General features: G+C 57.0%; 25 protein-coding genes and 1 other RNA gene. 15 read left to right on the top strand and 11 right to left on the bottom strand.

Annotated features, from left to right (window positions below):
• Positions 1-145: 145 nt before the first annotated feature.
• Genes GRAN_RS13075 through GRAN_RS13060 form a run of 4 tightly spaced genes read left to right on the top strand, consistent with a single transcriptional unit; the run spans position 146 to position 2,680 of the window.
• Positions 146-715: an outer membrane protein gene (locus GRAN_RS13075; RefSeq protein WP_128913469.1), complete on the top strand. Its 570-nt coding sequence runs from the start codon at positions 146-148 to the stop codon at positions 713-715.
• A complete protein-coding gene (locus GRAN_RS13070; protein ID WP_241654557.1) occupies positions 712-1,461 on the top strand; it encodes an RNA polymerase sigma factor in 750 nt (249 codons plus the stop codon). Before GRAN_RS13075 ends, GRAN_RS13070 begins: the two co-directional genes overlap by 4 nt.
• A complete protein-coding gene (locus tag GRAN_RS13065) occupies positions 1,458-2,015 on the top strand; it encodes a hypothetical protein (RefSeq protein WP_128913468.1) in 558 nt (185 codons plus the stop codon). The genes GRAN_RS13070 and GRAN_RS13065 overlap by 4 nt, the downstream gene beginning before the upstream one ends.
• Positions 2,015-2,680, top strand: a complete 666-nt coding sequence (locus GRAN_RS13060) for a periplasmic heavy metal sensor (protein ID WP_128913467.1) — start codon at positions 2,015-2,017, stop codon at positions 2,678-2,680. The genes GRAN_RS13065 and GRAN_RS13060 overlap by 1 nt, the downstream gene beginning before the upstream one ends.
• 44 nt (positions 2,681-2,724) lie before the next feature.
• On the opposite strand, the gene GRAN_RS13055 is transcribed toward GRAN_RS13060, so the two are convergent.
• Positions 2,725-4,065 carry a sensor histidine kinase gene (locus GRAN_RS13055; protein ID WP_128913466.1) on the bottom strand — a complete coding sequence of 447 codons (1,341 nt, stop codon included), beginning with the start codon at positions 4,063-4,065 and terminating at the stop codon, positions 2,725-2,727.
• A gap of 78 nt (positions 4,066-4,143) precedes the next feature.
• Here GRAN_RS13055 and glmU point away from each other — a divergent pair, with 78 nt between their 5' ends.
• The 5 genes from glmU to GRAN_RS13035 all read left to right on the top strand — a co-directional run bounded on the left by glmU (position 4,144) and on the right by GRAN_RS13035 (position 7,706).
• The gene (gene glmU, locus GRAN_RS13050) at positions 4,144-5,577 is read left to right on the top strand and encodes a bifunctional UDP-N-acetylglucosamine diphosphorylase/glucosamine-1-phosphate N-acetyltransferase GlmU (RefSeq protein ID WP_128913465.1); all 1,434 of its coding nucleotides are present in this window, start codon (positions 4,144-4,146) and stop codon (positions 5,575-5,577) included.
• Between the two features lie 97 nt (positions 5,578-5,674).
• On the top strand, positions 5,675-5,839 hold the full coding sequence (locus tag GRAN_RS26215; RefSeq protein ID WP_241654556.1) for a response regulator: 165 nt from the start codon (positions 5,675-5,677) through the stop codon (positions 5,837-5,839).
• Positions 5,836-6,687 carry an HD-GYP domain-containing protein gene (locus GRAN_RS13045; protein WP_241654555.1) on the top strand — a complete coding sequence of 284 codons (852 nt, stop codon included), beginning with the start codon at positions 5,836-5,838 and terminating at the stop codon, positions 6,685-6,687. The genes GRAN_RS26215 and GRAN_RS13045 overlap by 4 nt, the downstream gene beginning before the upstream one ends.
• Positions 6,688-6,697: 10 nt before the next feature.
• Positions 6,698-6,988: a 4a-hydroxytetrahydrobiopterin dehydratase gene (locus GRAN_RS13040; protein WP_128913464.1), complete on the top strand. Its 291-nt coding sequence runs from the start codon at positions 6,698-6,700 to the stop codon at positions 6,986-6,988.
• 268 nt (positions 6,989-7,256) lie between these two features.
• Entirely contained in the window at positions 7,257-7,706 is a 450-nt protein-coding gene (locus GRAN_RS13035) for a CYCXC family (seleno)protein (RefSeq protein ID WP_128913463.1), read from the top strand.
• A gap of 7 nt (positions 7,707-7,713) precedes the next feature.
• On the opposite strand, the gene GRAN_RS13030 is transcribed toward GRAN_RS13035, so the two are convergent.
• Positions 7,714-8,640 carry a rhamnogalacturonan acetylesterase gene (locus GRAN_RS13030; RefSeq protein ID WP_241654786.1) on the bottom strand — a complete coding sequence of 309 codons (927 nt, stop codon included), beginning with the start codon at positions 8,638-8,640 and terminating at the stop codon, positions 7,714-7,716.
• Positions 8,641-8,699: 59 nt separating this feature from the next.
• On the opposite strand from GRAN_RS13030, the gene GRAN_RS13025 reads away from it, so the two are divergent.
• The 3 genes from GRAN_RS13025 (at position 8,700) to GRAN_RS13015 (ending at position 10,833) form a co-directional block, all read left to right on the top strand.
• Entirely contained in the window at positions 8,700-9,119 is a 420-nt protein-coding gene (locus tag GRAN_RS13025) for an EamA family transporter (RefSeq protein ID WP_128913462.1), read from the top strand.
• 68 nt (positions 9,120-9,187) lie between these two features.
• Positions 9,188-9,541: a transfer-messenger RNA gene (gene ssrA / locus GRAN_RS13020) on the top strand.
• Positions 9,542-10,167: 626 nt separating this feature from the next.
• Positions 10,168-10,833, top strand: coding sequence for a tyrosine-type recombinase/integrase (locus GRAN_RS13015; RefSeq protein ID WP_128913461.1), 666 nt, complete (start codon positions 10,168-10,170; stop codon positions 10,831-10,833).
• 73 nt (positions 10,834-10,906) lie between these two features.
• On the opposite strand, the gene GRAN_RS13010 is transcribed toward GRAN_RS13015, so the two are convergent.
• From GRAN_RS13010 to GRAN_RS12995, 4 genes are all read right to left on the bottom strand, one after another.
• Positions 10,907-12,388 carry a TonB family protein gene (locus GRAN_RS13010; protein ID WP_277751229.1) on the bottom strand — a complete coding sequence of 494 codons (1,482 nt, stop codon included), beginning with the start codon at positions 12,386-12,388 and terminating at the stop codon, positions 10,907-10,909.
• A gap of 103 nt (positions 12,389-12,491) precedes the next feature.
• Positions 12,492-13,430, bottom strand: coding sequence for a tyrosine-type recombinase/integrase (locus GRAN_RS13005; RefSeq protein WP_128913459.1), 939 nt, complete (start codon positions 13,428-13,430; stop codon positions 12,492-12,494).
• Positions 13,431-13,545: 115 nt separating this feature from the next.
• Positions 13,546-14,463, bottom strand: coding sequence for a nucleotidyl transferase AbiEii/AbiGii toxin family protein (locus GRAN_RS13000; protein WP_128913458.1), 918 nt, complete (start codon positions 14,461-14,463; stop codon positions 13,546-13,548).
• The gene (locus GRAN_RS12995) at positions 14,460-15,059 is read right to left on the bottom strand and encodes a type IV toxin-antitoxin system AbiEi family antitoxin domain-containing protein (RefSeq protein WP_128913457.1); all 600 of its coding nucleotides are present in this window, start codon (positions 15,057-15,059) and stop codon (positions 14,460-14,462) included. The genes GRAN_RS13000 and GRAN_RS12995 overlap by 4 nt, the downstream gene beginning before the upstream one ends.
• Positions 15,060-15,330: 271 nt before the next feature.
• Between GRAN_RS12995 and GRAN_RS12990 the strand changes: the two genes are divergently transcribed.
• Both GRAN_RS12990 and GRAN_RS12985 read left to right on the top strand, forming a co-directional pair.
• Entirely contained in the window at positions 15,331-15,546 is a 216-nt protein-coding gene (locus tag GRAN_RS12990) for a hypothetical protein (protein WP_161570962.1), read from the top strand.
• A 213-nt stretch (positions 15,547-15,759) separates the two neighbouring features.
• The gene (locus GRAN_RS12985) at positions 15,760-16,422 is read left to right on the top strand and encodes a DUF6629 family protein (protein ID WP_128913455.1); all 663 of its coding nucleotides are present in this window, start codon (positions 15,760-15,762) and stop codon (positions 16,420-16,422) included.
• 12 nt (positions 16,423-16,434) lie between these two features.
• On the opposite strand, the gene GRAN_RS26695 is transcribed toward GRAN_RS12985, so the two are convergent.
• Genes GRAN_RS26695 through GRAN_RS26685 form a run of 3 tightly spaced genes read right to left on the bottom strand, consistent with a single transcriptional unit; the run spans position 16,435 to position 18,902 of the window.
• Positions 16,435-17,241: a glycosyltransferase family protein gene (locus GRAN_RS26695; protein ID WP_277751228.1), complete on the bottom strand. Its 807-nt coding sequence runs from the start codon at positions 17,239-17,241 to the stop codon at positions 16,435-16,437.
• Positions 17,242-17,287: 46 nt separating this feature from the next.
• Positions 17,288-18,715 carry an alpha-glucan family phosphorylase gene (glgP, locus tag GRAN_RS26690; RefSeq protein ID WP_277751227.1) on the bottom strand — a complete coding sequence of 476 codons (1,428 nt, stop codon included), beginning with the start codon at positions 18,713-18,715 and terminating at the stop codon, positions 17,288-17,290.
• A gap of 28 nt (positions 18,716-18,743) precedes the next feature.
• On the bottom strand, positions 18,744-18,902 hold the full coding sequence (locus GRAN_RS26685) for a DUF3417 domain-containing protein (protein WP_277751226.1): 159 nt from the start codon (positions 18,900-18,902) through the stop codon (positions 18,744-18,746).
• Between the two features lie 203 nt (positions 18,903-19,105).
• Between GRAN_RS26685 and GRAN_RS12975 the strand changes: the two genes are divergently transcribed.
• A complete protein-coding gene (locus GRAN_RS12975; RefSeq protein WP_128913454.1) occupies positions 19,106-20,098 on the top strand; it encodes a zinc-binding alcohol dehydrogenase family protein in 993 nt (330 codons plus the stop codon).
• On the opposite strand, the gene GRAN_RS12970 is transcribed toward GRAN_RS12975, so the two are convergent.
• Both GRAN_RS12970 and GRAN_RS26205 read right to left on the bottom strand, forming a co-directional pair.
• Entirely contained in the window at positions 20,095-20,634 is a 540-nt protein-coding gene (locus tag GRAN_RS12970; protein ID WP_241654553.1) for a DsbA family protein, read from the bottom strand. The genes GRAN_RS12975 and GRAN_RS12970 overlap by 4 nt on opposite strands.
• The gene (locus GRAN_RS26205) at positions 20,631-21,830 is read right to left on the bottom strand and encodes a redoxin domain-containing protein (protein ID WP_241654552.1); all 1,200 of its coding nucleotides are present in this window, start codon (positions 21,828-21,830) and stop codon (positions 20,631-20,633) included. Before GRAN_RS26205 ends, GRAN_RS12970 begins: the two co-directional genes overlap by 4 nt.
• Positions 21,831-21,876 lie beyond the last annotated feature (46 nt).

The following is a 21,876-nucleotide window of genomic DNA, read 5'->3' as shown; positions in this document are numbered from 1 at the left end:
TTGGCCGGCATCGCGGTCGCCGTTACCGTTTCTCTCCGGCTGTCATTCGCGAAGAGGATTCTTCTTCCTTGGCCTTTGTCTTTACCTTTTCACAGCGCCCCCGTCGCAGAACCAGAACTCCCAAGCACCCCGGTAAGGAGCACCCATGTCCCACCGCCTGATCCTCCTCCTTCTCTTCCTCATCGCAGCCTTACCCAAGTCACACGCTCAGGCCACCCCCACCGCCAGCCGCATAGCCGACCTCCAGCTAGGCGTCTCCGTCTCCGGAGCAATCCCCGACTACGGCACCAACGTCTGGCACGGTTACGGCTTCTACGGAGACCTCGACGTAGCTCACCACCTCGGCCTCGAGATCGACTTCCACCAGCTCTCCGGCCCATACCCCGTCCTCTACGAACGCACCTACGAGATCGGCCCCCGCTTCGTCTTCGCTGTAAGGCAGCGCTTCGCCCCCTACGGCAAAGCCCTCTACGGACGAGGCGTCTTCAACTTCCCCGGCACCAACGCCTCAGGCCAGTCCGTCGAGGTCGCCAACCTCGCTTACAACACGTACACCCTCGGCGGTGGCCTCGACTTCAAGCTCCGTCCCGGCATCAACCTCCGCCTCATCGACTACGAGTATCAGCGCTGGCCCAGCTTCCCCGCCCACGGCCTCAATCCCAACGTCTTTTCCTTCGGCGTCGCCTATCACTTCCACGGAGGTATGACCAAGTGAGCCACGCCACATCCATCCCCCTCTACCCGCCGCGGAAATCTTCCCCGGTCACCCGTAATCTCTCGGTCACAAACCCCCGTCTACTTCAGCGAGGGGCGATAACCGGCGTGACCAGCGAAACCTTTCCCCAGATTCCAGTCTTCAAACCTTTCCTCCCCGATGAGGTCAAAGCCTCATCGCCCGGCGCTACAATCGCCACGGAGCACCGAGGACGCGCCATCAGCGAGTTGGACGATATCGACGCACTTGTCCGGACCTATCGCGCCCGCGTCCTGCGTTTCGTCACCTTCTCCACCGGAGACCGCGACCTCGCCGAGACCATCACCCAGGATTGCCTCCTCAAGGCCTACAACGCACGCGAAAGCTTCCGTGGCGACTCCAGCGTCAACACCTGGCTCACCAGCATCGCCGTGAACCTCATCCGCGACCACCAGCGCACCCAGAAATTCAAGTTCTGGAAACAGGCCAAGGCCACCGCCGTCGACGTCAGCGACGTAGCCTCGTTCGTTGCCTCCGACCGCAGCACCCAGGAAGCCCAGCTCATCGCCAAGGAACAGGTAGCGCGTCTGTCCTCCGTTCTTGATAATCTTTCCTTCAACCAGAGAACCGTCTTCCTCATGAAGTTTTCCGACGACATGCAACTCCAGGAGATCTCAGAGGCCATGAACATGCCCGTCAACACGGTCAAAACGCACCTCCATCGCGCTCTCAAAGCGGTGCGCGGCCAGTTAGGAGCCAAGCCATGAACCCTGATTCCCTGAAGCACTCCGCCGGTACCCACGCATCCCCCATCTCTCATCTATCGGAAGACGATCTCAACGACGTTCTCCTCGGGCTCTCCACCCCCGCATCCGATCTGCACCTCGCGTCCTGCATAGAGTGCAGCGAGCAACTCGCCGAGTTCCGCTCAACCATCGGAGCCTTCAACAAGGCCTCCCTCGCCTGGTCCGAAGCCCGTTCCAACTCCATGCCGCTCGAGATTCCACGCAGGAAGTTCTCGTTCGGAGGCTTCGGCTCACTTGGATCGCTCGCGGTCTCCGCGACGTTCGCCTTCGTGGTCGCTCTCGCGCTCACCCTGGGAATCCACTACCGTTCCGTGAAGACGCTGCCGAATCAGGCATCGACCTCGCAAGCCCAGAACCCAAGGGCGAACACCGCCCGCCAGGACGAGATCGCCAGCGACAACGCCATGCTGGCCGCCATCAACTCGGAGCTCTACCGCCCCACGCCCTCACCGCTCGACGAGTATGAGCCCAAAACCAGCCAGCGCCACTCCGCTTCGTCGAGGCTGAAAGACTAATGCCCTTCGCCCCCCATACGCCGAGGCCCGCTTCCGGTCTCGTGCGCCGTCTCGTTCCCCTCCTCCTGCTGGCGGCCGCCTTCGTCTGCCCCGGCTCTCACGCCCTCGCGCAGCGCGGAGGCGGAGGCCCAGGCGGTGGTCCCGGCGGAGGCGGGGGCATGGGTGGACCAGGAGGCCCCAGCGGCCCAGGCGGTCCGGGCAGCATGGCTGGACCGGGAGGCATGTCTCGAGGCCCCATGGGCAACGACGCTCCCGACAACCGCACCTCCCCGCCCCCCGGTGGACAACCCGGCGGAGGCCCCACCTCCAGCACCATGCGCGGAGGCCTCCAGCTAGGCCCACCCGGCCGCTGGTGGGATGACCCCCAGTTCGCCCACTCCCTCGGCATCGACTCCAACCAGCAGCACCGCATGGACGACGTCTTCGGAGCCAACAAGGGAACCCTCGTCAAGCTATACAAGAACCTCCAGCACGAGGAGTCGAAACTGGAAAAGAGCACGCGCGGCAAGAACCTCGATGAAAACGAGATCTTCCAGCAGATCGACCGTGTTACCCAGGCAAGAGGCGAGTTAGAGAAGGCAAATGCTCACATGCTCCTCCAGATTCGCAAAGAGATGACTCCCCAGCAGGCTGCCCTGCTCGATGAGCACCGTAACGCCCAATAGCCTATCGCACCTTTATCGCAGGAGTCTTTACCAACAGAGTGTCTTCAAAATCGCCGCTCCGCCCCCCAAACCGCAGCACCCGCCTCCAGGATCGGCATGCAAAGCCTGACCATAGTCCCCCGTCCCGGACGACTCACCATCTCCATTTCTGCCTCATCCCCATAGAGCACCTGCATTCTCTCCCGAACATTCCTCATCCCGATCCCTGTCCCCGGTCTGACCAATCCGCTCACCGGCGATGGTGTATTCCTCTCCGGAGCCATCCCCACCCCATCATCCTCCACCTCTAGTACCAGCCTTCCCCCCACCACCCTACTCCGCAAAGTGACCGTTCCTCCGCTGATCCGGGGCTCCAGCCCATGTTTGATACTGTTTTCGATCAACGGCTGCAGCAGCATGCTCGGAACGACGACATGCATGGTCTCAGCAGCTATCTCTTTCACGACACGTAACTTATCGCCGAAGCGAACGACCTCGATGTCGAGGTAATCATCCGTGAACGCGAGTTCCTCTGAGAACGGCACAAAAGCCTCACGATCCTTCAGCAGAACTCGAAGAATATTCGCTAGCTTCACGATCATCTCGCGCGCAAGTTCAGGCTTCACGCGAACAAGCGATGTAATGCTGTTCAGAGTATTGAAGAGAAAGTGCGGATTGATCTGCCGAGTCAACGCATCGAGCCTCGCCTCGAGCAGCAATCTTGCCTGTTCCTCCAGTTTTCGCTCAATCCGAATCGCATTCCAGATCTTCAGTGGAATCCCAACCACGACAGGCGCCGAGAAGCAGATCGCCACCTCCACCAGCCATTGATCCGAATGCAGTTCGAAGAACCTTCTCGGATAGAAGCGAGACACGACGCTCATCGCGAACTGAACAACCGTAATCAGCACCAGGAACAGAATCTGCCGATCCAGATGCGGACGCCGCAGATTCCTCGTCACCCAGCGGTAAATGCTCAGGTCGATCATCGGCGAGAACGACCACACATCCTCCATATTGGCGAACTTCGCCGCCGATCCGAACAAACCAGCCACGATCAGGTTTACCGGAAGCGCCAGATACTCGTGATGCCACACCGCAGGCAGAGCCAGTGCAGCTCCACCGATCATCGCCGCTCCAGGCCCAAGCAAAACCGCGAGCAGAATCGTCGCCTCATAGGAGATATCAGCCGCAAGGAAGTTCGGCACACTCACCCGAATCCAAACCCCAAGCGTCAACGGTCCGCAGATCATCGCCACAATCTTGAGCGACTGCCGAAACGTCCGGTGTGGCAGCAGGATGAGATTTTTAAAGTCTTTAGAGCGTGCCAGCGAGCTCGAGAACGCAGCAGCAACGCCGAGCTCCACCAGCAGCGTAATGAGAATGAGTCGAGGGTCTTCACGCACACCCTTACTCTAACCCTCTCATGCCAGCCCCCGACAAGCTCCCCCACATGAGAAGATAGCGGGTGATTGGAGCGCATTATGGAGCTGTCAGGATTTGCAATCGCCATCATGGCCGCGGGCAAAGGAACACGGCTGAAGAGCAAGAGACCCAAGGTGCTGCACGAAATCGGCGGACAAGCTCTCCTCCTGCACGTCATCGCAGCAGCCAAAACAGTAGTTCCCGCCGAGAACATCTACTGCATCGTCGGCCATGAGTCCGAACGTGTCCGCAACGCAGTCGCCTCCACCGGCGTAGGTTTCGTCCTCCAGCAGGAACAGCGCGGAACGGGCCATGCGCTCCAGATGGTCAAAGCCTGGTTCGCGATGTCAGGTGCCGAGCACCCGAAGCATCTCCTCGTCCTCAGCGGTGATGTCCCGCTCATCCGGCCCGAAACAATCCGCTCCATCTGCGAAGTCCACCTCGCCGAGCAGGCCGCAATGACCATCCTCACCGCCGTTCCGCCCGATCCAACCGGCTACGGACGCGTCCTCCGCGCCACCCCCGAGGGACCTGCGGTCACCGCCATCGTCGAGCAGAAGTCCCTCACGCCCGAACAACTCGGCTCACCCGAGATCAACTCTGGCATCTACTGCTTCGAAACCGCCAAGCTCTTCGGCAAGCTCGATTCTCTCTCCACCAACAACGCCCACGGCGAGTTCTACCTCACCGACGTCGCCGCAATGCTCGTCGAGGACGGAGAACGCGTCGTCGCCGTCAAGGCTGACAGCGTAGATGAGGTGCTCGGAGCCAATACCATCGCTGAGATGATGCACCTCGACGCAGCCATGCGCCTCGCCACCGCTCGGCGCCTCATGGCCCAGGGCGTAACGATCTTCCGCCCCGAAACCTGTGTCATCGACGCCCAGGTGGAAGTCGGTCCCGACACCGTCATCGAACCTTACGTCCAGTTGCTCGGTGCAACCCGTATCGGCTCCGAGTGCCGCGTCCGCTCCTACTCGGTTATTCAGTCATCCCTACTCGGAGATTCCGTCCTTGTCCGCAACGGCTGCATCTTCGACCAGGCCGAAATCGGAGACGGTGCCCTCATCGGCCCGTACGCGCACCTCCGCCCCGAGAGCCGTATCGGCGAGCAGGCTCACATCGGCAACTTCGTCGAGACCAAGAAGATCACCATCGGCAAGGACTCGAAAGCCAACCATCTCTCCTATCTCGGAGACGCCGTCATCGGCTCTGGAGTCAACATCGGCGCGGGAGCAATTACGTGCAACTACGACGGAGTCAACAAGCACACAACCGTCATCGGGGACCGCGTCTTCATCGGCTCCGATTCCACCCTCATTGCGCCCATTGAGATCGGGACCGGTGCGTACGTCGCCGCCGGCTCCTGCATCACTGAATCCGTCCCCGAGGACGCTCTCGCCCTGGGTCGTTCTCGCCAGGTGACCAAAGAAGGCTGGGGCGCCAAACGACGTGCAGCTCAAGAAGAAACCAAAGCGGGCGCGAAGCCATAGCTCACGCAATTGCACCTCGCGCCGATAAAGGTTGAGGGCCCGTCCCCCGCGGAGTTTACGGACATCGCAACCGCACCAAATCGGCGCAGGAGCCTGAATGGCGCACGAACGAATCCTCGTGGTGGACGACGAACCGTCGGTCCGAAGCATCGTCGCCGCGCTGCTCGAGCGGAGTGGATACCGGGTATTCGTCGCAGCAAGCGCACAAGAGGCGCTCAACCTCCTTCTCCACGAGCAAGGCTCCATGACATCCATGTCGTGACCAACTCTTTCCGTCGCGGCGCCATCGACTACCTCCTGAAGCCCTTCGAGCGTTCGCAACTCGACATCGTCGTCCGCCGCGCTATCGAGCACGGCGTACTTAAACGGCAGAACGCCCTCTACCGTCATAGCCTCGAGGAGCTGGTCTCCGCACGGACTTCGCGTCTTCGTGAAACCCTGCAGGATCTGGAACGCAGCTACGACATTACGATCGAAGCCATGGGTGACGCCCTCGACCTTCGCGACGAAGAAACCGAAGGCCATTCCCGCCGAGTCACCGCCTACACCATCGAACTCGCTCGTGAACTTGGGCTCGGCGGAGAAGAGCTGAAGACAATCTCCCGCGGAGCTTTCCTCCATGACATCGGGAAGATCGCCACACCGGATTCCATCCTCCTCAAGCCCGGCAGACTGACCGAGGAGGAGACGCTCATCATGCGGGAGCACTGCGCCCGCGGCTACGAGATGGTTCGCAAAATACCCTTCCTGCTGGAGGCCTCGCTCATCGTCCACGCTCATCAGGAGCAGTTCGACGGAAGCGGTTATCCGCGCGGCCTAAGGGGCGATGAGATTCCTCTTGGAGCCCGCATCTTCGCCATCGCGGACACCATGGATGCCATGACCTCCGACCGCCCCTACCGGCGCGCCCGCAGTTTCGCCGACGCGCGCGAGGAGATCGTGCGCTGTTCCGGCCAACAGTTCGACCCCATCCTGGTGAGAGTCTTTACGACGATTCCTCTAGACGTCTGGGTAGACCTCCGCAGCGAGGTCGGAAAGCGTGGTGATCGCACTGCCCCCTCAAAACTGTTCCATCCGACGCCTTATTCCCACGCAGCAAAGGTCGGATAGCATCGGGGGCATGAAAACCCTTTCAACAGAAGAAATCGAAACGTTCCTCGAGGGACACAGATCGTGGACCCCCATCGACGGCAAGATCGTTCGGGACTGGATCTTCGCTAACTTTACCGAAGCGATGGTCTTCGTGAATCTGGTGGCCGGAATCGCCGAGGCTGCGGATCACCATCCAGATTTCGATATTCGATATAACAAAGTGCGTTTGACTTTGATCTCACACGACGCCGGATGCCTGACAAGGCGGGACGCAAGAATGGCGGCGGAGCTGGACAGAGTTTTTCCTCCAAAAAACTGAAGACCGAAGGGGGAGATCTCGCCCTCACAACTTTCTTTTATTCGTAGCCTTCTATGAGATAGAGGATATGTGCTAATCTCTTTCTACAGGAACACGTAGTTTGTGGATCCGAAAGTTCTCGACCGGCACTTGAGTCTGGCAGTCCGAGCGAAGCAAGTTGCGTCACTGGCCTCCCGGCATGGACAAATCACCGTTCATGCCGCCTTTTTTTTGCGCTGGCGACCGGCACCGCGGAACCGGCCCCAAGCGAAGCTTTATGATGTTGGGTATGACTTCTCTGGCAAAGCGTATTGCAGGGTGTGCGGCTCTCGCCTTGGCAACTCTGGCCGCCTCGGCGCAATGGTCGAATCCATCGGACGATGTTCCCGCCTACAACGCCCTTCCCGCCTCAAAGCCTCTACCTCCTGTGCTGAGTGGAAACCAGCTCGCTGGCCCCTACTTCGCGCACCCTTACCAGGTAACCGTCTACAAGATGGCTGCGAAGATCCCGGCAGTCCTCCACCAGGAGCCGTGCTACTGCCGCTGCGACCGCGAAATGGGTCACAACAGCTTGCATAGCTGTTTTGAAGGCACTCACGGCGCTGCCTGCTCTACCTGCATGAAGGAAGCAGTTTACAGCTATCAGCAGACGAAGAAGGGCAGGACTCCAGCCCAGATCCGCGCCGGGATCGAACACGGCGACTGGCAGAATGTAGACCTCGAGGGTGCAACGCTCTAGGCCGCTGCTACTTGTATGCCTGAACCGCCGCGCCTTTCGCCGAGTAAAACCCGGCGAGCGGATCCTTAGGAAGCGCCTTGAGGCCTGACACTACGGCGTCGGCGTTGAGTTCAGCTCCGGCCCTGCTCGTATGCGTATGGGGATCGGCGAACAGCGGTTCGACTCCTGTATGTCCAAGCGCGTCGTACTTGCGCGCGATGATCTCGTTCAGATCGACAAACGCTACATGCTGCTGCTCCGCGATCATCCGAGCCCATCCGCCGTAGTTGTCTCCATTCCGAACAACCTTCCCATCCTGCCAGATCTTCCGTGGAATCGGCGAGCAAACAACGGGAGTCGCTCCGGCGGCGATCGTCTCCACCACGTACTTCCGCACATACCACCCATACGAATGCACGGTCTCGTGAATCTTCAGGATAGGGTTATCGACGTCTTGCGTCTCGTCCCCGATGCCGCGGAGCGTACCGCGGGCTCGGGCAGGGTCGTCGAGTGGCCCATCATCATTGTGTCCCCACTGAAAGAGGATGATGTCGCCCGGCTTCACCAGCGCAAGCGTCTCAGTCCACTGATTCTCCATGATGTAGGAACGGCTGCTGCGGCCGCCAATCGCGCGATTGTCGACATTGATCTTCGAGGTATCGAAGAAATCGGCCAAAGGCTCACCCCCGCCCCACTGCCCCCCGGCTCCATCAGCATGCCCATTACGAACAGTCGAATCCCCCACCAGGAATAAAGTAGGCAGCTTCGGGTTCGCCGGAGGTTTGAGGCCGATCTTTGCATGCGCCGCAGGATCGGTCGTGGAACCTTCCATCGGAGTCAAAGGTGCGGAAGCGGACTGCCCGAATGCCCGGAGATTGTTCAAGCCAAACACGACGACAGCGAGCGAAAGGAGAGGAAGAACATGTCGAACTTGCCGAAGAACACTGCGGTACATGGTCAAGATGTACTGGCTCCTTAAGCTGACGTCAAGCGGCGCGGACTATGCTGGGAAACATGAGTTGGATCTTTTGGGCAATCCTGTCCGCCGTCTTCGCCGCCGGAACCGCAGTCCTGGCCAAAGTAGGTGTCGAAGGCGTCGACTCGAATCTCGCCACTGCCATACGAACCTCCGTCATCCTGGTCTTTACCTGGGCTATTGCCATCGGCTTGGAGAAGCACCAGGGTCTCGGTTCCATCGGCCGGAAGAGCTGGATCTTCCTTGTCCTGTCAGGCGTATGCACTGGCCTCTCGTGGCTCTGCTACTTCCGCGCCCTGCAAATGGGCGAAGCCTCACGCGTAGCTCCCGTGGACAAGCTCAGCGTCGTCCTGGTCCTCATCTTCGCTGCCCTCTTCTTGGGCGAACGCCTCACCTGGGTAAAGGCCGCAGGCGGAGTCCTCACCGCCGCCGGAGCCATCATCCTGGCTCTCGCCTGAGTCCGTACGCGCTATACTCATAGAAGTTCTTTGCAACGCTCCAACGCAATGTTGGGCCAGCTCCACATGGGGGCGTCACGGCTTCGACGGGATTGCTTGTGGCAGAGAGGCATGCCGGGGTGGGTACACCCGTAATCGCGCCCAAAACTATAAGTGCCGAACCTCAATTCGCGCTTGCTGCTTAATTAATTAAGTAGCCGATCGCTCAAGCTTCGCCTACGGGCTTGTACCGATCGTCGCACAGTAGGCTGGTCAAAGCTGTTCCGTCTGTACGGCAATGACGAGATCGATCAGGCTGGTCGACGCCGCGTCTTCGTCCGTTCTAAGCGTCGTTGACGAGACAAAGATGAACCGGAAAAAGCATGAATGCTCTCTGTTGGAAGTTTTTTCGGACGTGGGTTCGACTCCCACCGCCTCCACCATTTCTAATGGTTGATTCTAAAGCCACCTTTGCGGGTGGCTTTTACTTTTGTGTCAAAAACGTGTCTACTTACTTCGTGGGAGCAGTTAGAGAGCAGGGCCACATGGCCACCACGCCGACCATCACGATTTTTGTCCGGCATTCGAAGGGCTGCAAGTATGCGGGGGATGAGTTCGCCAAGCGCTGCGATTGCAGAAAGTGGCTTCGCTGGACGGCGGCCGGCGAACCCGCCAACGGCGTCCGGCAAACACTCGCTCCTGGGCGGAAGCTGAACAGGTCAAGCGGGACATTGAAGACCAACTGTCCGGTAGGACCGTCGTGCCGGATACTCCAGGGGTGAAAAACATCCAGCAGCCGTCGAGGTCTTCCTCGCTGACAAGAAGGTAGAGAACCTCTCATCTGACCTCATCCGGAAGTACGAGCGAGAGCTCGGACGCCTAGCGTCGTTCTGTGAGAGTCGTGGCTTCTACACCCTTGCGGGAATCAACCGCGAACTCATCACACGATTTTGTTCCGACTGGAAAGACCTGTATCCGTCGAGTCTCACCCGGAACAAACTGGCAGAACGTTACAAGTCTTTTCTAAAGTTCTGCCGGGTGGCTGGTCGAGGTTCCCATCTGGCCGAAGATGAAGGCTGAAGAGGTTCCAACTCTTCCTCTGACCACTGATGAGTATGAACGCCTACTTGATTCCGTCTATGTCGTAGTCAAGGCACCTCGGAATCGCATAGTAGAAAATCAAAGCCAAGAGTATTGGATCAAGAGGGTGCGGGGTCTGTTCCTGCTCATGAGGTCTAGCGGCCTGTCGATCCAAGATGCTCTAACACTTCCCCGCTCTGCCCTCATACACGACGCCACTGGTCACCGAGTTGTGACCCAGCGCACCAAGACCGGAACTGATGTCAGCGTCCTACTTCCACCAAACATCGCGATTGAACTGCTCGCGGTGCCGAACGATAACGACCGCTTCTTCTTCTGGAGTGGGGTCGGCTCACCCAAGTCCATCAGTGGCAATTGGGGCAAGCGATTTGTAGCTCCATGCTTCGCTGAGGCCAAAATCACGGGCGGCTACATGAAGGCACACCGACTCCGCGATACCTTTGCTTGTGGGCTTCTCAAGGCCGGTGTGTCACTGGAGCATGTGAGCAAGCTGTTAGGACATACTTCTATACGCACGACCGAGAAAAGCTACGCCGCATGGGTGCCTTCAAGGCAGGAGGTTCTAGACAACGCAGTCATTTCGGCCTGGGCAGCTCCCGCCCCGAAAGGTCTACGCAGGAAAAGAGCAGCATAGATAGGCAAACAGCCGCAAACTCACCCGCTGCCTCAGCGGTTCTCTAAAGTGACGAGAAGGGCGTTTATCAGGACTAATCAAAAAGTTTCAATCCGCTACGGCTCTGGGTTGGTAATGGAGGCGGTGCGGCATTACGTGTCGCTTTAGCGCCTGCGTTGATTAGCAGCCTTTTCGCCTTCTGATAATCATCACGGTCAAGCGCATTACACTTTGAATATCCCAAAGTCATCCATCGGGGATCTTGCTCATGAACGATTGGTGATCCGCAATTCGCGGCATTGAGATAGTCGAGAGCTGTGCGTCCTTTTGCGTCCCTCGCGCGAGCATCTGCCCCAGCTTTCAACAGTGTCGCGATCTCATCAGGGTCTCCACGCTGAACCAGAAGCATAAGTGCGGTCATGTCCTCGGTATTGATTGCGTTCACTTCGGCACCTGCCTTCAACAGGTCTTCGTCCGCCATGCCCGTTACTGCAGATGCCATTAGTGCGGTTTCGCCTCGTTTCGAGCGGGCATTTACGTTGACCCCTGCGTTGACAATTTCCTTCAATGGCGAATTGCCATAGGAACTTGCGGCATACATGAGAGGCGTCCATCCGCTCGCATCGGCATCAGTCAGTTTATCGCCAGCTTCCAACGCAGCTCGGAACGCTTCTTTGTCCCCACGATGCACCGCATCCATGAGTTTTGTCTTGCCTGGCTTGGGCAGATACTCGAAGGTGATTTCTGCGATACTTTCAGTTCTCGGATCGCCATGACGCCACTGGTGCGTATTAGTAGACACGTCAACAGCCGTTTCAACATCTCTGAAGATTGCCGGTGCGGCGTCTCCATACTCCCCGACACTCTTCTCCCGTCCACCGATTCGTACTTTGAACGAACTAGCGTCGCCGTCCATCAGCCCCGCCTGATCATAACTGCCACAGAGCCTCCAAACGGCTGCGATTCGGAATTGCTCCAGTAGGGATTTTGCTTCCGCCGGTGTAATCTGCCCCGTCCGGGAAACATCGCCTTGTTTCCAAATCACCGAACCGTCTGAACTGACTCTCACTTCTTCGTTCCAACGTTGAAGCTCGACGAAATCGCCACTGACTACGCTGGCTGGAGGCACTCGATCATTGGCACTTGGACACTCTGAGCGATCCAAACCTGTCGTGAAAATCGAAATAACTTGGACCTGCCCCGTTCCATCCAACAACGCCTTTGTTACTGGCTGACTTTCGTCATATCCATCGTCAGGCGGATTGAGCTGGAAGTGGAACGTCACCTTATAGGGTTGCTCTGCAAGCTCCGTTCTTGTCTTGAAGTGCCACGCCTTCACGTTTTCGACCGCGACTCCTTGCAACATCGCAGGACCAGAGATCGGACTTACATCGACAGTCCGGCCTTCCAGTGTCTGTCGGAAACTCACTACAACGTCACCCTGAACTTTAGCGGCTCTCGCAGTTGGAGGATACTTAAGGTCCGGCAGGGCATCAGGTGCGATCGTCTGCGCCCGACAAGCACAGTGCGCCGTCGCGAACAGAGCTATCGAAAACCATGCCCGTACTCTCGACATACCTGCAACCTCTTCAATCTGAGAACTACTTTCCCAGCTAAGGGTACACAACCTTCCTGCGGTTCGTGGAGTCGGAGCGGGAGCTTGCTCCCTTCTTTCAGAGTCACGGTGACTCGGGTTCCAAGCCGATCCGGTCGTTGACGGCATTCCGAAGCCGTTGTTTGCAGCCAAGATAGCGTTCCGTCGTCTGCACAGAAACGTGCCCGAGTAGGAACTGGATCTGCTCCAGCTCGCCGCCGGCTTGATGACAGAGGCGGGCGCAAGTTCGCCGTAGATCGTGGGGAGCGATCGTGCCAAGACCGCAGTCCGTGGCTGTCTTGCGAACAATAGACCAAATTACTTTCGCTGTGAACCCACCCCCATAAACCTTGCCCGTTTTGCCGATCGCGCGAAAGAGTGTTCCGTTCCGCAATTCCGCACATGCTATCCAGGCATCCACGGTCGCCTTGACCCACGTTGGTACGGGCACAGTACGCATGTGGCCGCCTTTGCCGATAAGGTCAGCGAGAATCCAATGTTCCTCCCGAAGTTCAAAGTCTTCAATCTTCACCGTCACGATCTCGGCCCTACGCAAACCGCAACCAACGAGCATGGCCAATAGGGCACGGTTACGCACATCTTGAAGTCGCTGCCCAGACGGTGCAGCAATGAGTCTCTTGCTTTGTTCAGCGGATAGCCAATTTCCAAGACGAACGCCGATCCGTTTCGCTCCTTTGACCCGGCGAATGCCAGCGGCGAGGTCCGGACTCAACAGGCCGCAATCTGAGGCTTCATATGCAAGCCTGCGAACCGCCGCGAGTCTGAGATTGATCGTTGAAGGTGCGTATCTGCGCTGCTCCAGCGCAATTCGATAGCGGGTCACAACCGTCTTGTTGAACGCCAGACGAGGTTCGGAGCAATACCACTCGATGAAGTCGCTGATGGCATGTTCGTACGACCGCCGCGAATTCAGAGATGGAAGGCTGTTGAGTACCGCTGATTTTGAATAGTCAAGGTCGGGAAGTCTTAGAACAGTTTTAGATTTCTTCGCTCTTTTCGCCACGTAGACGGCCTCCTAGCCGTGGCGAAAAGAATCTCTCAACAGGATTAGTCCTCATAAGTCGGCTTATCGCCACTGATAAGGGCTTCAGCTACTAGTTGCCGTTGGACGGCAACCGTCAGTCCTGCCACGGTCCACGCGCTTGCCAGGATTTGCTCCAATGCCCTTCTGTCGTCATTGCAAGAACGAGCGGCATCAGGAATCTTTCGATGTGGCTAAGAACGGTTTTGAGCGGGACAGCCTCGACGTAAAGTCTGTTCCTTTCGTTGAAGGCATTCCACTGAAGCTGCTTGGATTTGTCCTCAAAGAACTCGGCCGTGAACGCGATAGGCGGTGCCGAAGGGAGAGCTGTTTTGCGCCGCTCGAACGTCCTCATGATCGCTTCGGAGAGAAGCCTTCCCTCGAATGGAAAGAGTTGGGCTAGGGTGCGGAGGTCGTGAAAGTCCTTCATCCGGGTGTTCGCAATGCCGAGTTTCACCATCGCCTCAAACTTTTCCGCAACGACTGTCTCCCTCGGATAGGTAAGGAGCACGGCTGCTGGCCCATCCAAAATCGTCGGGAATGCTGTCTCGACCGCCGCCGGCGTCACTGCGTCCCCAAATCCGATATCGATCTGCATGGGAATCCGGGCCTTCTCCAGATAGCCGAGGAAACTGACTCGTACCCCTTCGTAGTCTGCACCCTCCTTGATCTGGCGGGCGGTCACGCTCGATGCGTCGAAGACTAGTCCGTCGTCCGCAACCGGGAGAGCACAAATCTCCTTGAAGATGGCTTCGAAGCGGCGGGGATCGCTGCTCCCAATCGAAAGAAAATCTGCGTCCCGCGTGGGCCGATGCGTCTGCTCTGTCCAGAGCTCAAAAAGCAAAGCTCCCTTCAAAATAAAGGCCGTCTTGTGCTGTGATTGGCTGATACGAAAGAGCAGGCGTTCCAACGCATACTTCGTCAGCAACAGTCCGAAATCTTCCTTGCGCTCACGCGCGAGATTGAGGAGACGCTGCCGAACAGACGCGGCGACATTAGTGACGGGTTTGCTCAAGAGAGCGATTCCATATACGGACGCATGACGTTGGCGACTCGACAGATCTTCGCCGCCTCCCAGAGTTCGTCCATGGTGGCTTTGTTCCCGTGAAAGCACTCTCGAAGGGCTTGAAGCGCCAGTTCAGTCCCGATCTTCGACCGGAACTTGAAGCAATCGGCAACAGTCTTGGCGGGACTATAAACCTTTATCTCACTTCCCTCCACAAGATGCTTCACCGCGCCGAACGTGAGAGCCTCTCCCGAGACGCGAACAACCCGGATAGGGGGGTAATCGGTACGAGGCGCCCAAGCTCCGGGCTTGAGAGCAATCCAGACCTCGAAGGGATTTTCAGTCGTGAATTCGTGAAAGCGCAGTGCGGACGAGAGACAGACCACGGCTTGGGGCACCTTCCGGCACACCTCCAGCAGAGTCCGGTTTTCCGTGGGCGGGTGGTCGGCAGACGAGTAGAGTCCGCGTCCGACTCTCTCCAGCTTGCCTTCCCGTACGAGACGACCGAGGTAGTTTCGAGGCACGGACAGGCGTTCAAGGTCGGCAGACCGGATGACCGGCTGCTGATCGGCAAATTTGCGGAGGCGCTCCATCTGCGTGTCCATGCAATCAGTGTACCAAAACCAATCTACTTCCCTATATCTAATTGGCTTTGGGTACACTCCTCTAAGTTTGCTGCCGCGAATGATCTCCGTGCAACCAGACGTGCCGGTCGCACGAAGGTGGCTATGAGGAGTGGGAGAGTGGCGATGTTATCTGGCTGAGATTGCGCCTGGACGCCTAACTTGATGCGAGTACCTGTCTGGAGCTGCTTGGCGAAGTGGCCCTGCTTGCCGAAGGCGACGACATTGTAGTGGAAGTGATGGTTGGTCGGAGATGATGGAGACTCCGAAGGCGGTGTATTTGCGTCCGGTCTTGGAAGTGCGGCTGGTGGCTGTGTTGCTGACGGTTCCGAAGAAGGTGATGGTCTGTTGGGTCTGCATGGTGTTTCTCCTTTTTGCCCGGTCAATCGGGACACATCCCAAAGGGCGCAAAGGTGCGCTGCTCCCAAGTCGCGGCATCGCCGCGTTGCCAAGAGATGAAGTTTTTTGAAGGGGACCCGGAGCCTGCGAGGGGGGAGGAGTCCAATACCCGGAGGGCGCGGCACGCGAGTTCTGAACGCAGAGCCGATGGGCGCAGCTCCTGCACCGAAGCGGTGGCCGAGTGAACGTGCAAATAGGAGCTCGTGCAGTTACATGGCTACATTCCTCGAACCGACACGAGGTCGCCTAGCGATCTGGTCTACTGACGATAGGTAAACGCTATATGTGTTTCTCGGCGACAGCGAACTTTGTAGATAGCGGCGCGCTCGGTGCCGTGGGAATCGCAACACTAACAAAGGTCAAGCATCGTCGCGAACTGTTGTTTGCATCACTCCCCACATTGTTTGCTGTGCATCAGCTCATCGAAGGTTTCGTATGGCTGGGTCTAGATGGAGTCTTGTCGGCGAAGGTGGCCCACAATTTCGGCGCAGCGTTCGTCCTATGCGCTCAGGGACTATTGCCCTTCCTCATGCCGCTGAGTGTCATGCTCTTCGAGCAAACGCGCGCGCGACGACGGGCGATGATGCCATTTGTGATCCTCGGAGGGCTGCTGGCGCTATACATGCTCTGGGGGTTGACGGTTTATCCGCTGCGAGTCTCCGTGGACCGTAACGGCATTGTTTACGTCAACGACGCGACCAATAAGACATGGGTTGCAGCGCTCTACATCATCGCAACCTGCGGGTCGCTCTTCTTTTCTGAGATCTTCATGATGGTGGCTTTTGGTCTGGAGAATTTGGTCATCTTGTTGGTTTTCATCGACGTAAAACGATATGCAGGCACATCAGTATGGTGCGCGTATGCAGCGTTAGCCAGCGTGACCGTTCTTGTCTACTTCTTGGAAAGCGCCGAAAACCGACCGTTTAGGTATATTGAGGCTCTTTAGTAGTGCATCTTCTTAACGTTGCCAGAGAAATTGCGGAGCTTCTAGTGGTAGAACGGCCCCCGGATGGAAAGGCACGATACGCGCTGTATAGTCCGTGACTGGCCGGGTCGCAGAGATAGTAGACAGATAGACCAAGCTGCCAACGGACGATTCGCAGTCTCCGCATCTGTCCATAGGATGTAGAGCTCCGACCGTCTGGTCGTGCGCGTCAGCGTAAAGCTCGACCCTAATCGAATCGGGACTCAGACTTCCTACAAAGACTTCGATGCGAAACGAGCGCTGTCCGCTGTGGTGCTCCGTAGTCGTGCGTCCAAAGCGAAGTGACTCCCAGTGCTTTTCGATATCCATCTTCCAGGCAACTATGCTTTGTGCCAGTCGTTGACCGTCCTCACTGCGGCTTTTGTATGAGAGCGCGGCTGGAAGATAATACGAAACGGTGTAGTCACGAATGGTCCGACTTGCTGAGAACTCTGGAGTGAGCCGGGCCATACTCTCGCGAACACGTGCAATCCACCGGGAGGGTGTCTTGCCACCGCTCCGCTCGTAGAACATTGGGATGATTTCGTTCTCAAGAATGGAATACATCTCTTGGGCCTCCGTGGCATCCCAAGCCAAGTCCTCGCCATGCTCTCTTCTGTCCCCTATGGCCCATCCCACGCCTGAGTCGTAGGCTTCGGCCCACCACCCGTCGAGTTCGGAAAAGTTGAGGCCGCCGTTGGCGAGAATCTTCATTCCGCTTGTTCCGCAGGCCTCCCACGGACGCCTAGGAGTGTTGATCCACAAGTCGATGCCGGCCACAAGATCCTGCGCGAGACGCATATCGTAATCGCTGAGAAAGATCACATGACGACGGATATCGGCACGTTTATGAAGTCATTCCATTGCTTGACCAAGACTTGCCCGGGCAAGTCTTGTGGGTGGGCTTTCCCCCCGCTAATATTAACTGGATTGGGTGGTCCTGATTGGAAAGTAACCGCACAAGCCTCTCGGGGTCATTCAGTAGGAGATTTGGGCGCTTATAAGTAGCAAATCGCCGGGCAAAGCCGATAGTCAACGTTTCCGGGGAGAACAAGTCGATCACATCAGTAGCCGCGATACCGTGCGAGGCAAGTTGACGTGCGTACCTCTGCCGTGCCGAATCGATGAGGGAAGTTCGACCACTCACCCGCATATTCCACACTTGCGAGTCGGTCAGTTGACGGACCCGACTAACGTCCGGCTCCTCACCGTGCCAACGCTCGAGTCCGCAAGTCTCTGTCCACAAGTCGTCGGCACCCTCAGAGTCCCAGCTTGGTACATGTACCCCATTTGTCACCGATCCGATAGGAACCTCCGACTGCGGCCAGCGTGGATAGAGTGATTGAAAGATCTCTCGGCTAACCTGCCCATGCAACTTACTGACTCCGTTCACATGAGTGCTTCCACGGACCGCCAAGTAAGCCATATTGAATGGCTCCGATTGGTCTCTAGGGTTTTCCCTTCCCAAAGCAAGAAGGTCATCCATGTCAACGCCCAACTCTTCCCGTGCATAGTGAGTTAGGTATCTCTCCATAAGCTCTGGAGCGAATCGATCAAATCCCGCCGGAACGGCGGTGTGGGTTGTAAACAGATTGCCCCCGCGCGTGACCGTCATTGCGACCGCAAATGAAACCTTGTGATCCTCCATGTAGCATCTTACTCTTTCGAGTACTGCGAAAGCAGCGTGACCTTCGTTCAGATGGCATACGTCGGGCACTATACCTAAAGCGCGCAATAACCGCCATCCTCCGATACCGAGTACGATTTCTTGCTTGAGCCGCGTTTCGCTATCACCTCCATAAAGTTGGCTACAGATACCCCGTTGGGCCGCAGTATTAGCGAAATCGTCTGTGTCCAAAAGGAAGAGCTTTAATCGACCGACCGTAACCTCCCAACAGCGAAGCCACATCTTCGAGGCTGGTAGCTGAATCGGAATTCGCAACCACTCTCCATTGGGCTGTCGCAGAGGTCGGATTGGTAACTGCCCCGGGTCATTCACCGGATAGAGAACCTGCTGCTGGCCATCCGAGTTAGAGTCCAGACGGAAGTAGCCCTGCCCGTAGACAAGCCCCACTCCCACGACGGGCACCCCCAGATCGCTTGCAGCTTTCATCTGGTCCCCGGCAACTTGGCCAAGTCCACCCGAATAAATTGGCAGCGCCTCGCTAAGCATGAACTCCATACTGAAGTAGGCGACGACAATATCTTCATGGGCTGAGTATGCTTTTTGCAACCACGCTTCCGAAGCGTAAGAGTTTGTATCCCGCGAATAGATTTCATTAAGCCGCGCACTAAAGGCCGGTTCAGCAAGAGCGGCGGTGATAGTGTCTGGGCGAGACGGTCTGAAGGATTACCCAAGGATTCTGCGTGTTTTGCCAGAGTTCTGCATCTAGCCGTTTCCAAAGCTCATCCGAACCATGATTCCAAGTCCAGTGAAGATTCAGAGCTAGATCGGTTAGCATCTGCCGACCATCGGAATCGGCATACGGTTTCTTCGGCAACGCTCGGGTTTCAGTTTTCATCGACCCTGCCTTTTTCACATTGAGGCTGACGTTCGCATGCTCCCAGTCTGGCATTTGACTTAGGGGCATTCTGAGCAATCCGACACAGTAAACTCGCAGTCCCTTGGGAAGAATGAATTGAATCCGTTCATCTGGAGGAATCAGTGAAAGCTGCTGTCTACGATCCGAAACGATCGAACTCGTCACAGTTGGTTGAAATCATGGATGTCCCGCGTCCTGAAGTTGTACCAGGGCACATCCTTCTGCGAGTTCTCGCTTGCGGGGTCTGCCGTACCGATTTGCATATCGCTGAGGGCGACTTGCCGGCACTCCTGCCCCGAGTCATTCCGGGTCACCAAATCGTCGGTGAAGTCATTGAGGGAGCCACTGAGCGCCTTCCGCTCGGAACACGCATAGGCGTTTCGTGGGTGGGTGGCACCGACGGAAACTGCTGGTATTGCCAGAACAAAATGGAAAACCTCTGCGACCATCCCGTTTTCACCGGTTATTCCGTCAATGGTGGTTACGCAGAATTCGTGCTTGTTCGTGAAGACTTTGCATTCCCGCTTCCAGGCGAACTAGAGAACGCGCAGATCGCTCCCCTGCTCTGCGCAGGCATCATCGGCTTCCGGAGCCTACGTGTTGCCGGAGTCCTGCACGGAGAAAAGGTCGGTCTCTTCGGGTTCGGGAGCTCGGCCGCCTTGGCCATCCGAATCCTTCAATTTTGGAAATGCGAGGTCTACGTTGTGACCCGAGGACAGGCTCATCGCGACTTCGCAACGTCACTCGGTGCTACCTGGGTCGGGGATGAAGGCGCGACACCCCCGGTATCGCTAGATAGAGCGATCACCTTTGCGCCAAGTGGCAAGGTTGTTGTCAGCGCTCTCAGCTCTCTTCGCAAGGGCGGAGTGGTCGCGGTGAACGCGATTCACTTGGACCAAATGCCGTCATTCGACTATGACAAGTGGCTGTGGGGGGAACGGCAGATCCGCAGTGTTGCCAACATGACGCGAGACGATGCCCGTGACTTCCTGGAGCTTGCGCGACAACTCCAGTTTCGACCACAGATAACCGTCCTCTCCCTGGATGATGCCCACAAAGCGCTCATCGCTGTGAAGAACGAAGACGAATCTGGATCGATAGTGATCGTTCCCTAGTCCCCGTCCGAAATCAACACCTGATCAATGAGTGCTACGAAAGATTCGAAATCTACAGGACCGTCGTAGCGGTCTCCGTTGAGGAAGAAGGTGGGCGTTCCATTCACGCCACTGCGGATGCCGCCTGCGAAGTCACCTTCAACAATACTTTTGAGTGTTCCATTCGATCTGGCTTGTTGCATCTTCACTTCACTCAGACCCAACTGATCAACTAGAGACTGAAGGGTGCTTTCGCTCAGATTATTCTGATTCGCGAAAAGCAGGTCGTGCATCTCCCAAAACTTTCCCTGACTTCCTGCTAACTCCGCTACCTCCGCTGCCGCTTCCGCCCACGGATGGATTTCCCGCAGCGGAAAGTTCCGGAATACAAAGGACATTTGGTTGCCGAAGTGAGCCTGTAGCTTCCCAATGATTGGCTGGACTTCTCCACACGATGGACACTCATAGTCGCCGTACTCAACAAGGCTGCAGCCCGCATGCAGATTGCCTTGTAGATGGTCATGCTTCGTAACGGGTATGGTGAGCTTACTCATCATGATCCTAATTTCGGCAATGCTTCGAGAGCATTCAGTATCCCGTCAGCCCCGGGACTGACCGCCACCGGAGAACAGTAGCTCCATGTGATCACGCCATTCTTGTCGAGAACAAACAGTGCGCGTTCACATACTCCGTCAGTCTCTCTATAGGCCCCATAGGCACGAGCAGTCTCGCCCTTCGGTTCGAAGTCAGAGAGCAATGGAAAGTGAAGGTGCTTGTGCTTGGCGAAGGCGTCGTGGCACCAGGCAACGTCCACTGAGATCGCAACAAGTTCCGCTTTGTACTTGAGCAACTCCGGCAATATCTCGTTGAAGACACTGAGTTCGTCACCGCACACCGGGCTCCAGTCTGCCGGGTAAAAAGCAATCACTACTGGCTTTCCACGCAGTTCACTCAGTGAAAGTTTTTGGTCTGGCGTGACGTGAAGACTGAAGTCTGGTGCGGTTTTGCCCGCAGTCAAAATTGGCATGAATAGTTCCCTCTTGCTCTCCCGAACAAAGTACAAGTGCAGTTCAACAACGACAATCATGTGCCGCTTTGCGATCGCTTCGATCTCTTGCTCGGTGAGTGCCGATAGATCCACCGTTTCCGTTGCGATGACGTGTCGTGCGATGTCGTGGTGATTCTTTTTCAAGTATTCCGCGAAATGCTCTACCGCACTGCTCTTGCCTGTGCCGTGGCCTATCAGGACGATCTCATTTGCGGGGAGCAAATCCTTCGCAACTTCTTCGTAAAACGTCTTGTCTTCCGGAACCCGCTCACCTTGGTAATGTGCTTCCTTTTTGTGGATCAGGTGATGATGGAAGCCGAAGGGGTCATAGGGCCGCACCCTATGTTCGGATTCTGGAACTTTCCCATTGAAATCCTGATAGACATGGGCGACATGATGGTCAATCACTACGACCATGCGACAGGGCTGCGATGCATGATCGGATACCCGCTCGGGGCCTGCGTCGCGGAGAAACTTCCTCAAGCGGGCGACCTCTTCGACGCCGAGTTCATGCGTGTGTGGGTGTTTGAAGAAAGCACGTTGCGTCCCTACGGTAAAGACAAACTCGTCGCTACCGTGCGGTTCAACCTGGCCGATTCGGCCAATGAGGTCAACGGTGTCCGACCAACTGAGGTTCCGTGGAAGTTTACCGGTCAGGAGACTTGTATGCAGTTCGTCGAGATCGTGGCGAATATGTGTACTCATGTACTCAGCATGTCATTCACAAGAGGGCAAAACTGTATCGGTTTGC

The sequence above is a fragment of the Granulicella sibirica genome (genome assembly GCF_004115155.1).
Lineage (GTDB): Bacteria > Acidobacteriota > Terriglobia > Terriglobales > Acidobacteriaceae > Edaphobacter > Edaphobacter sibiricus.
The sequence above is the reverse complement of the archived record's forward strand: the minus strand, read 5'-3'. Positions and strand labels throughout refer to the sequence as shown.

Bases quoted from the DNA above. Each gene is read 5' to 3' on its own strand.
- GRAN_RS12995 (WP_128913457.1), bottom strand. From the start codon at position 15,059: ATGGACACGCAGATGGAGCGCCTCCGCAAATTTGCCGATCAGCAGCCG.
- GRAN_RS13035 (WP_128913463.1), top strand. From the start codon at position 7,257: ATGACTTCTCTGGCAAAGCGTATTGCAGGGTGTGCGGCTCTCGCCTTG.
- glmU (WP_128913465.1), top strand. From the start codon at position 4,144: ATGGAGCTGTCAGGATTTGCAATCGCCATCATGGCCGCGGGCAAAGGA.
- GRAN_RS13065 (WP_128913468.1), top strand. From the start codon at position 1,458: ATGAACCCTGATTCCCTGAAGCACTCCGCCGGTACCCACGCATCCCCC.
- GRAN_RS13075 (WP_128913469.1), top strand. From the start codon at position 146: ATGTCCCACCGCCTGATCCTCCTCCTTCTCTTCCTCATCGCAGCCTTA.
- GRAN_RS13060 (WP_128913467.1), top strand. From the start codon at position 2,015: ATGCCCTTCGCCCCCCATACGCCGAGGCCCGCTTCCGGTCTCGTGCGC.
- GRAN_RS13040 (WP_128913464.1), top strand. From the start codon at position 6,698: ATGAAAACCCTTTCAACAGAAGAAATCGAAACGTTCCTCGAGGGACAC.
- GRAN_RS12985 (WP_128913455.1), top strand. From the start codon at position 15,760: ATGTGTTTCTCGGCGACAGCGAACTTTGTAGATAGCGGCGCGCTCGGT.
- GRAN_RS26695 (WP_277751228.1), bottom strand. From the start codon at position 17,241: ATGCGTCTCGCGCAGGATCTTGTGGCCGGCATCGACTTGTGGATCAAC.
- GRAN_RS12970 (WP_241654553.1), bottom strand. From the start codon at position 20,634: ATGATGAGTAAGCTCACCATACCCGTTACGAAGCATGACCATCTACAA.
- GRAN_RS26215 (WP_241654556.1), top strand. From the start codon at position 5,675: ATGGCGCACGAACGAATCCTCGTGGTGGACGACGAACCGTCGGTCCGA.
- GRAN_RS12990 (WP_161570962.1), top strand. From the start codon at position 15,331: ATGATGGAGACTCCGAAGGCGGTGTATTTGCGTCCGGTCTTGGAAGTG.
- GRAN_RS13025 (WP_128913462.1), top strand. From the start codon at position 8,700: ATGAGTTGGATCTTTTGGGCAATCCTGTCCGCCGTCTTCGCCGCCGGA.
- GRAN_RS13030 (WP_241654786.1), bottom strand. From the start codon at position 8,640: ATGTACCGCAGTGTTCTTCGGCAAGTTCGACATGTTCTTCCTCTCCTT.
- GRAN_RS13010 (WP_277751229.1), bottom strand. From the start codon at position 12,388: ATGTCGAGAGTACGGGCATGGTTTTCGATAGCTCTGTTCGCGACGGCG.
- GRAN_RS26685 (WP_277751226.1), bottom strand. From the start codon at position 18,902: ATGCTAACCGATCTAGCTCTGAATCTTCACTGGACTTGGAATCATGGT.
- GRAN_RS26205 (WP_241654552.1), bottom strand. From the start codon at position 21,830: ATGAGTACACATATTCGCCACGATCTCGACGAACTGCATACAAGTCTC.
- GRAN_RS13015 (WP_128913461.1), top strand. From the start codon at position 10,168: ATGAAGGCTGAAGAGGTTCCAACTCTTCCTCTGACCACTGATGAGTAT.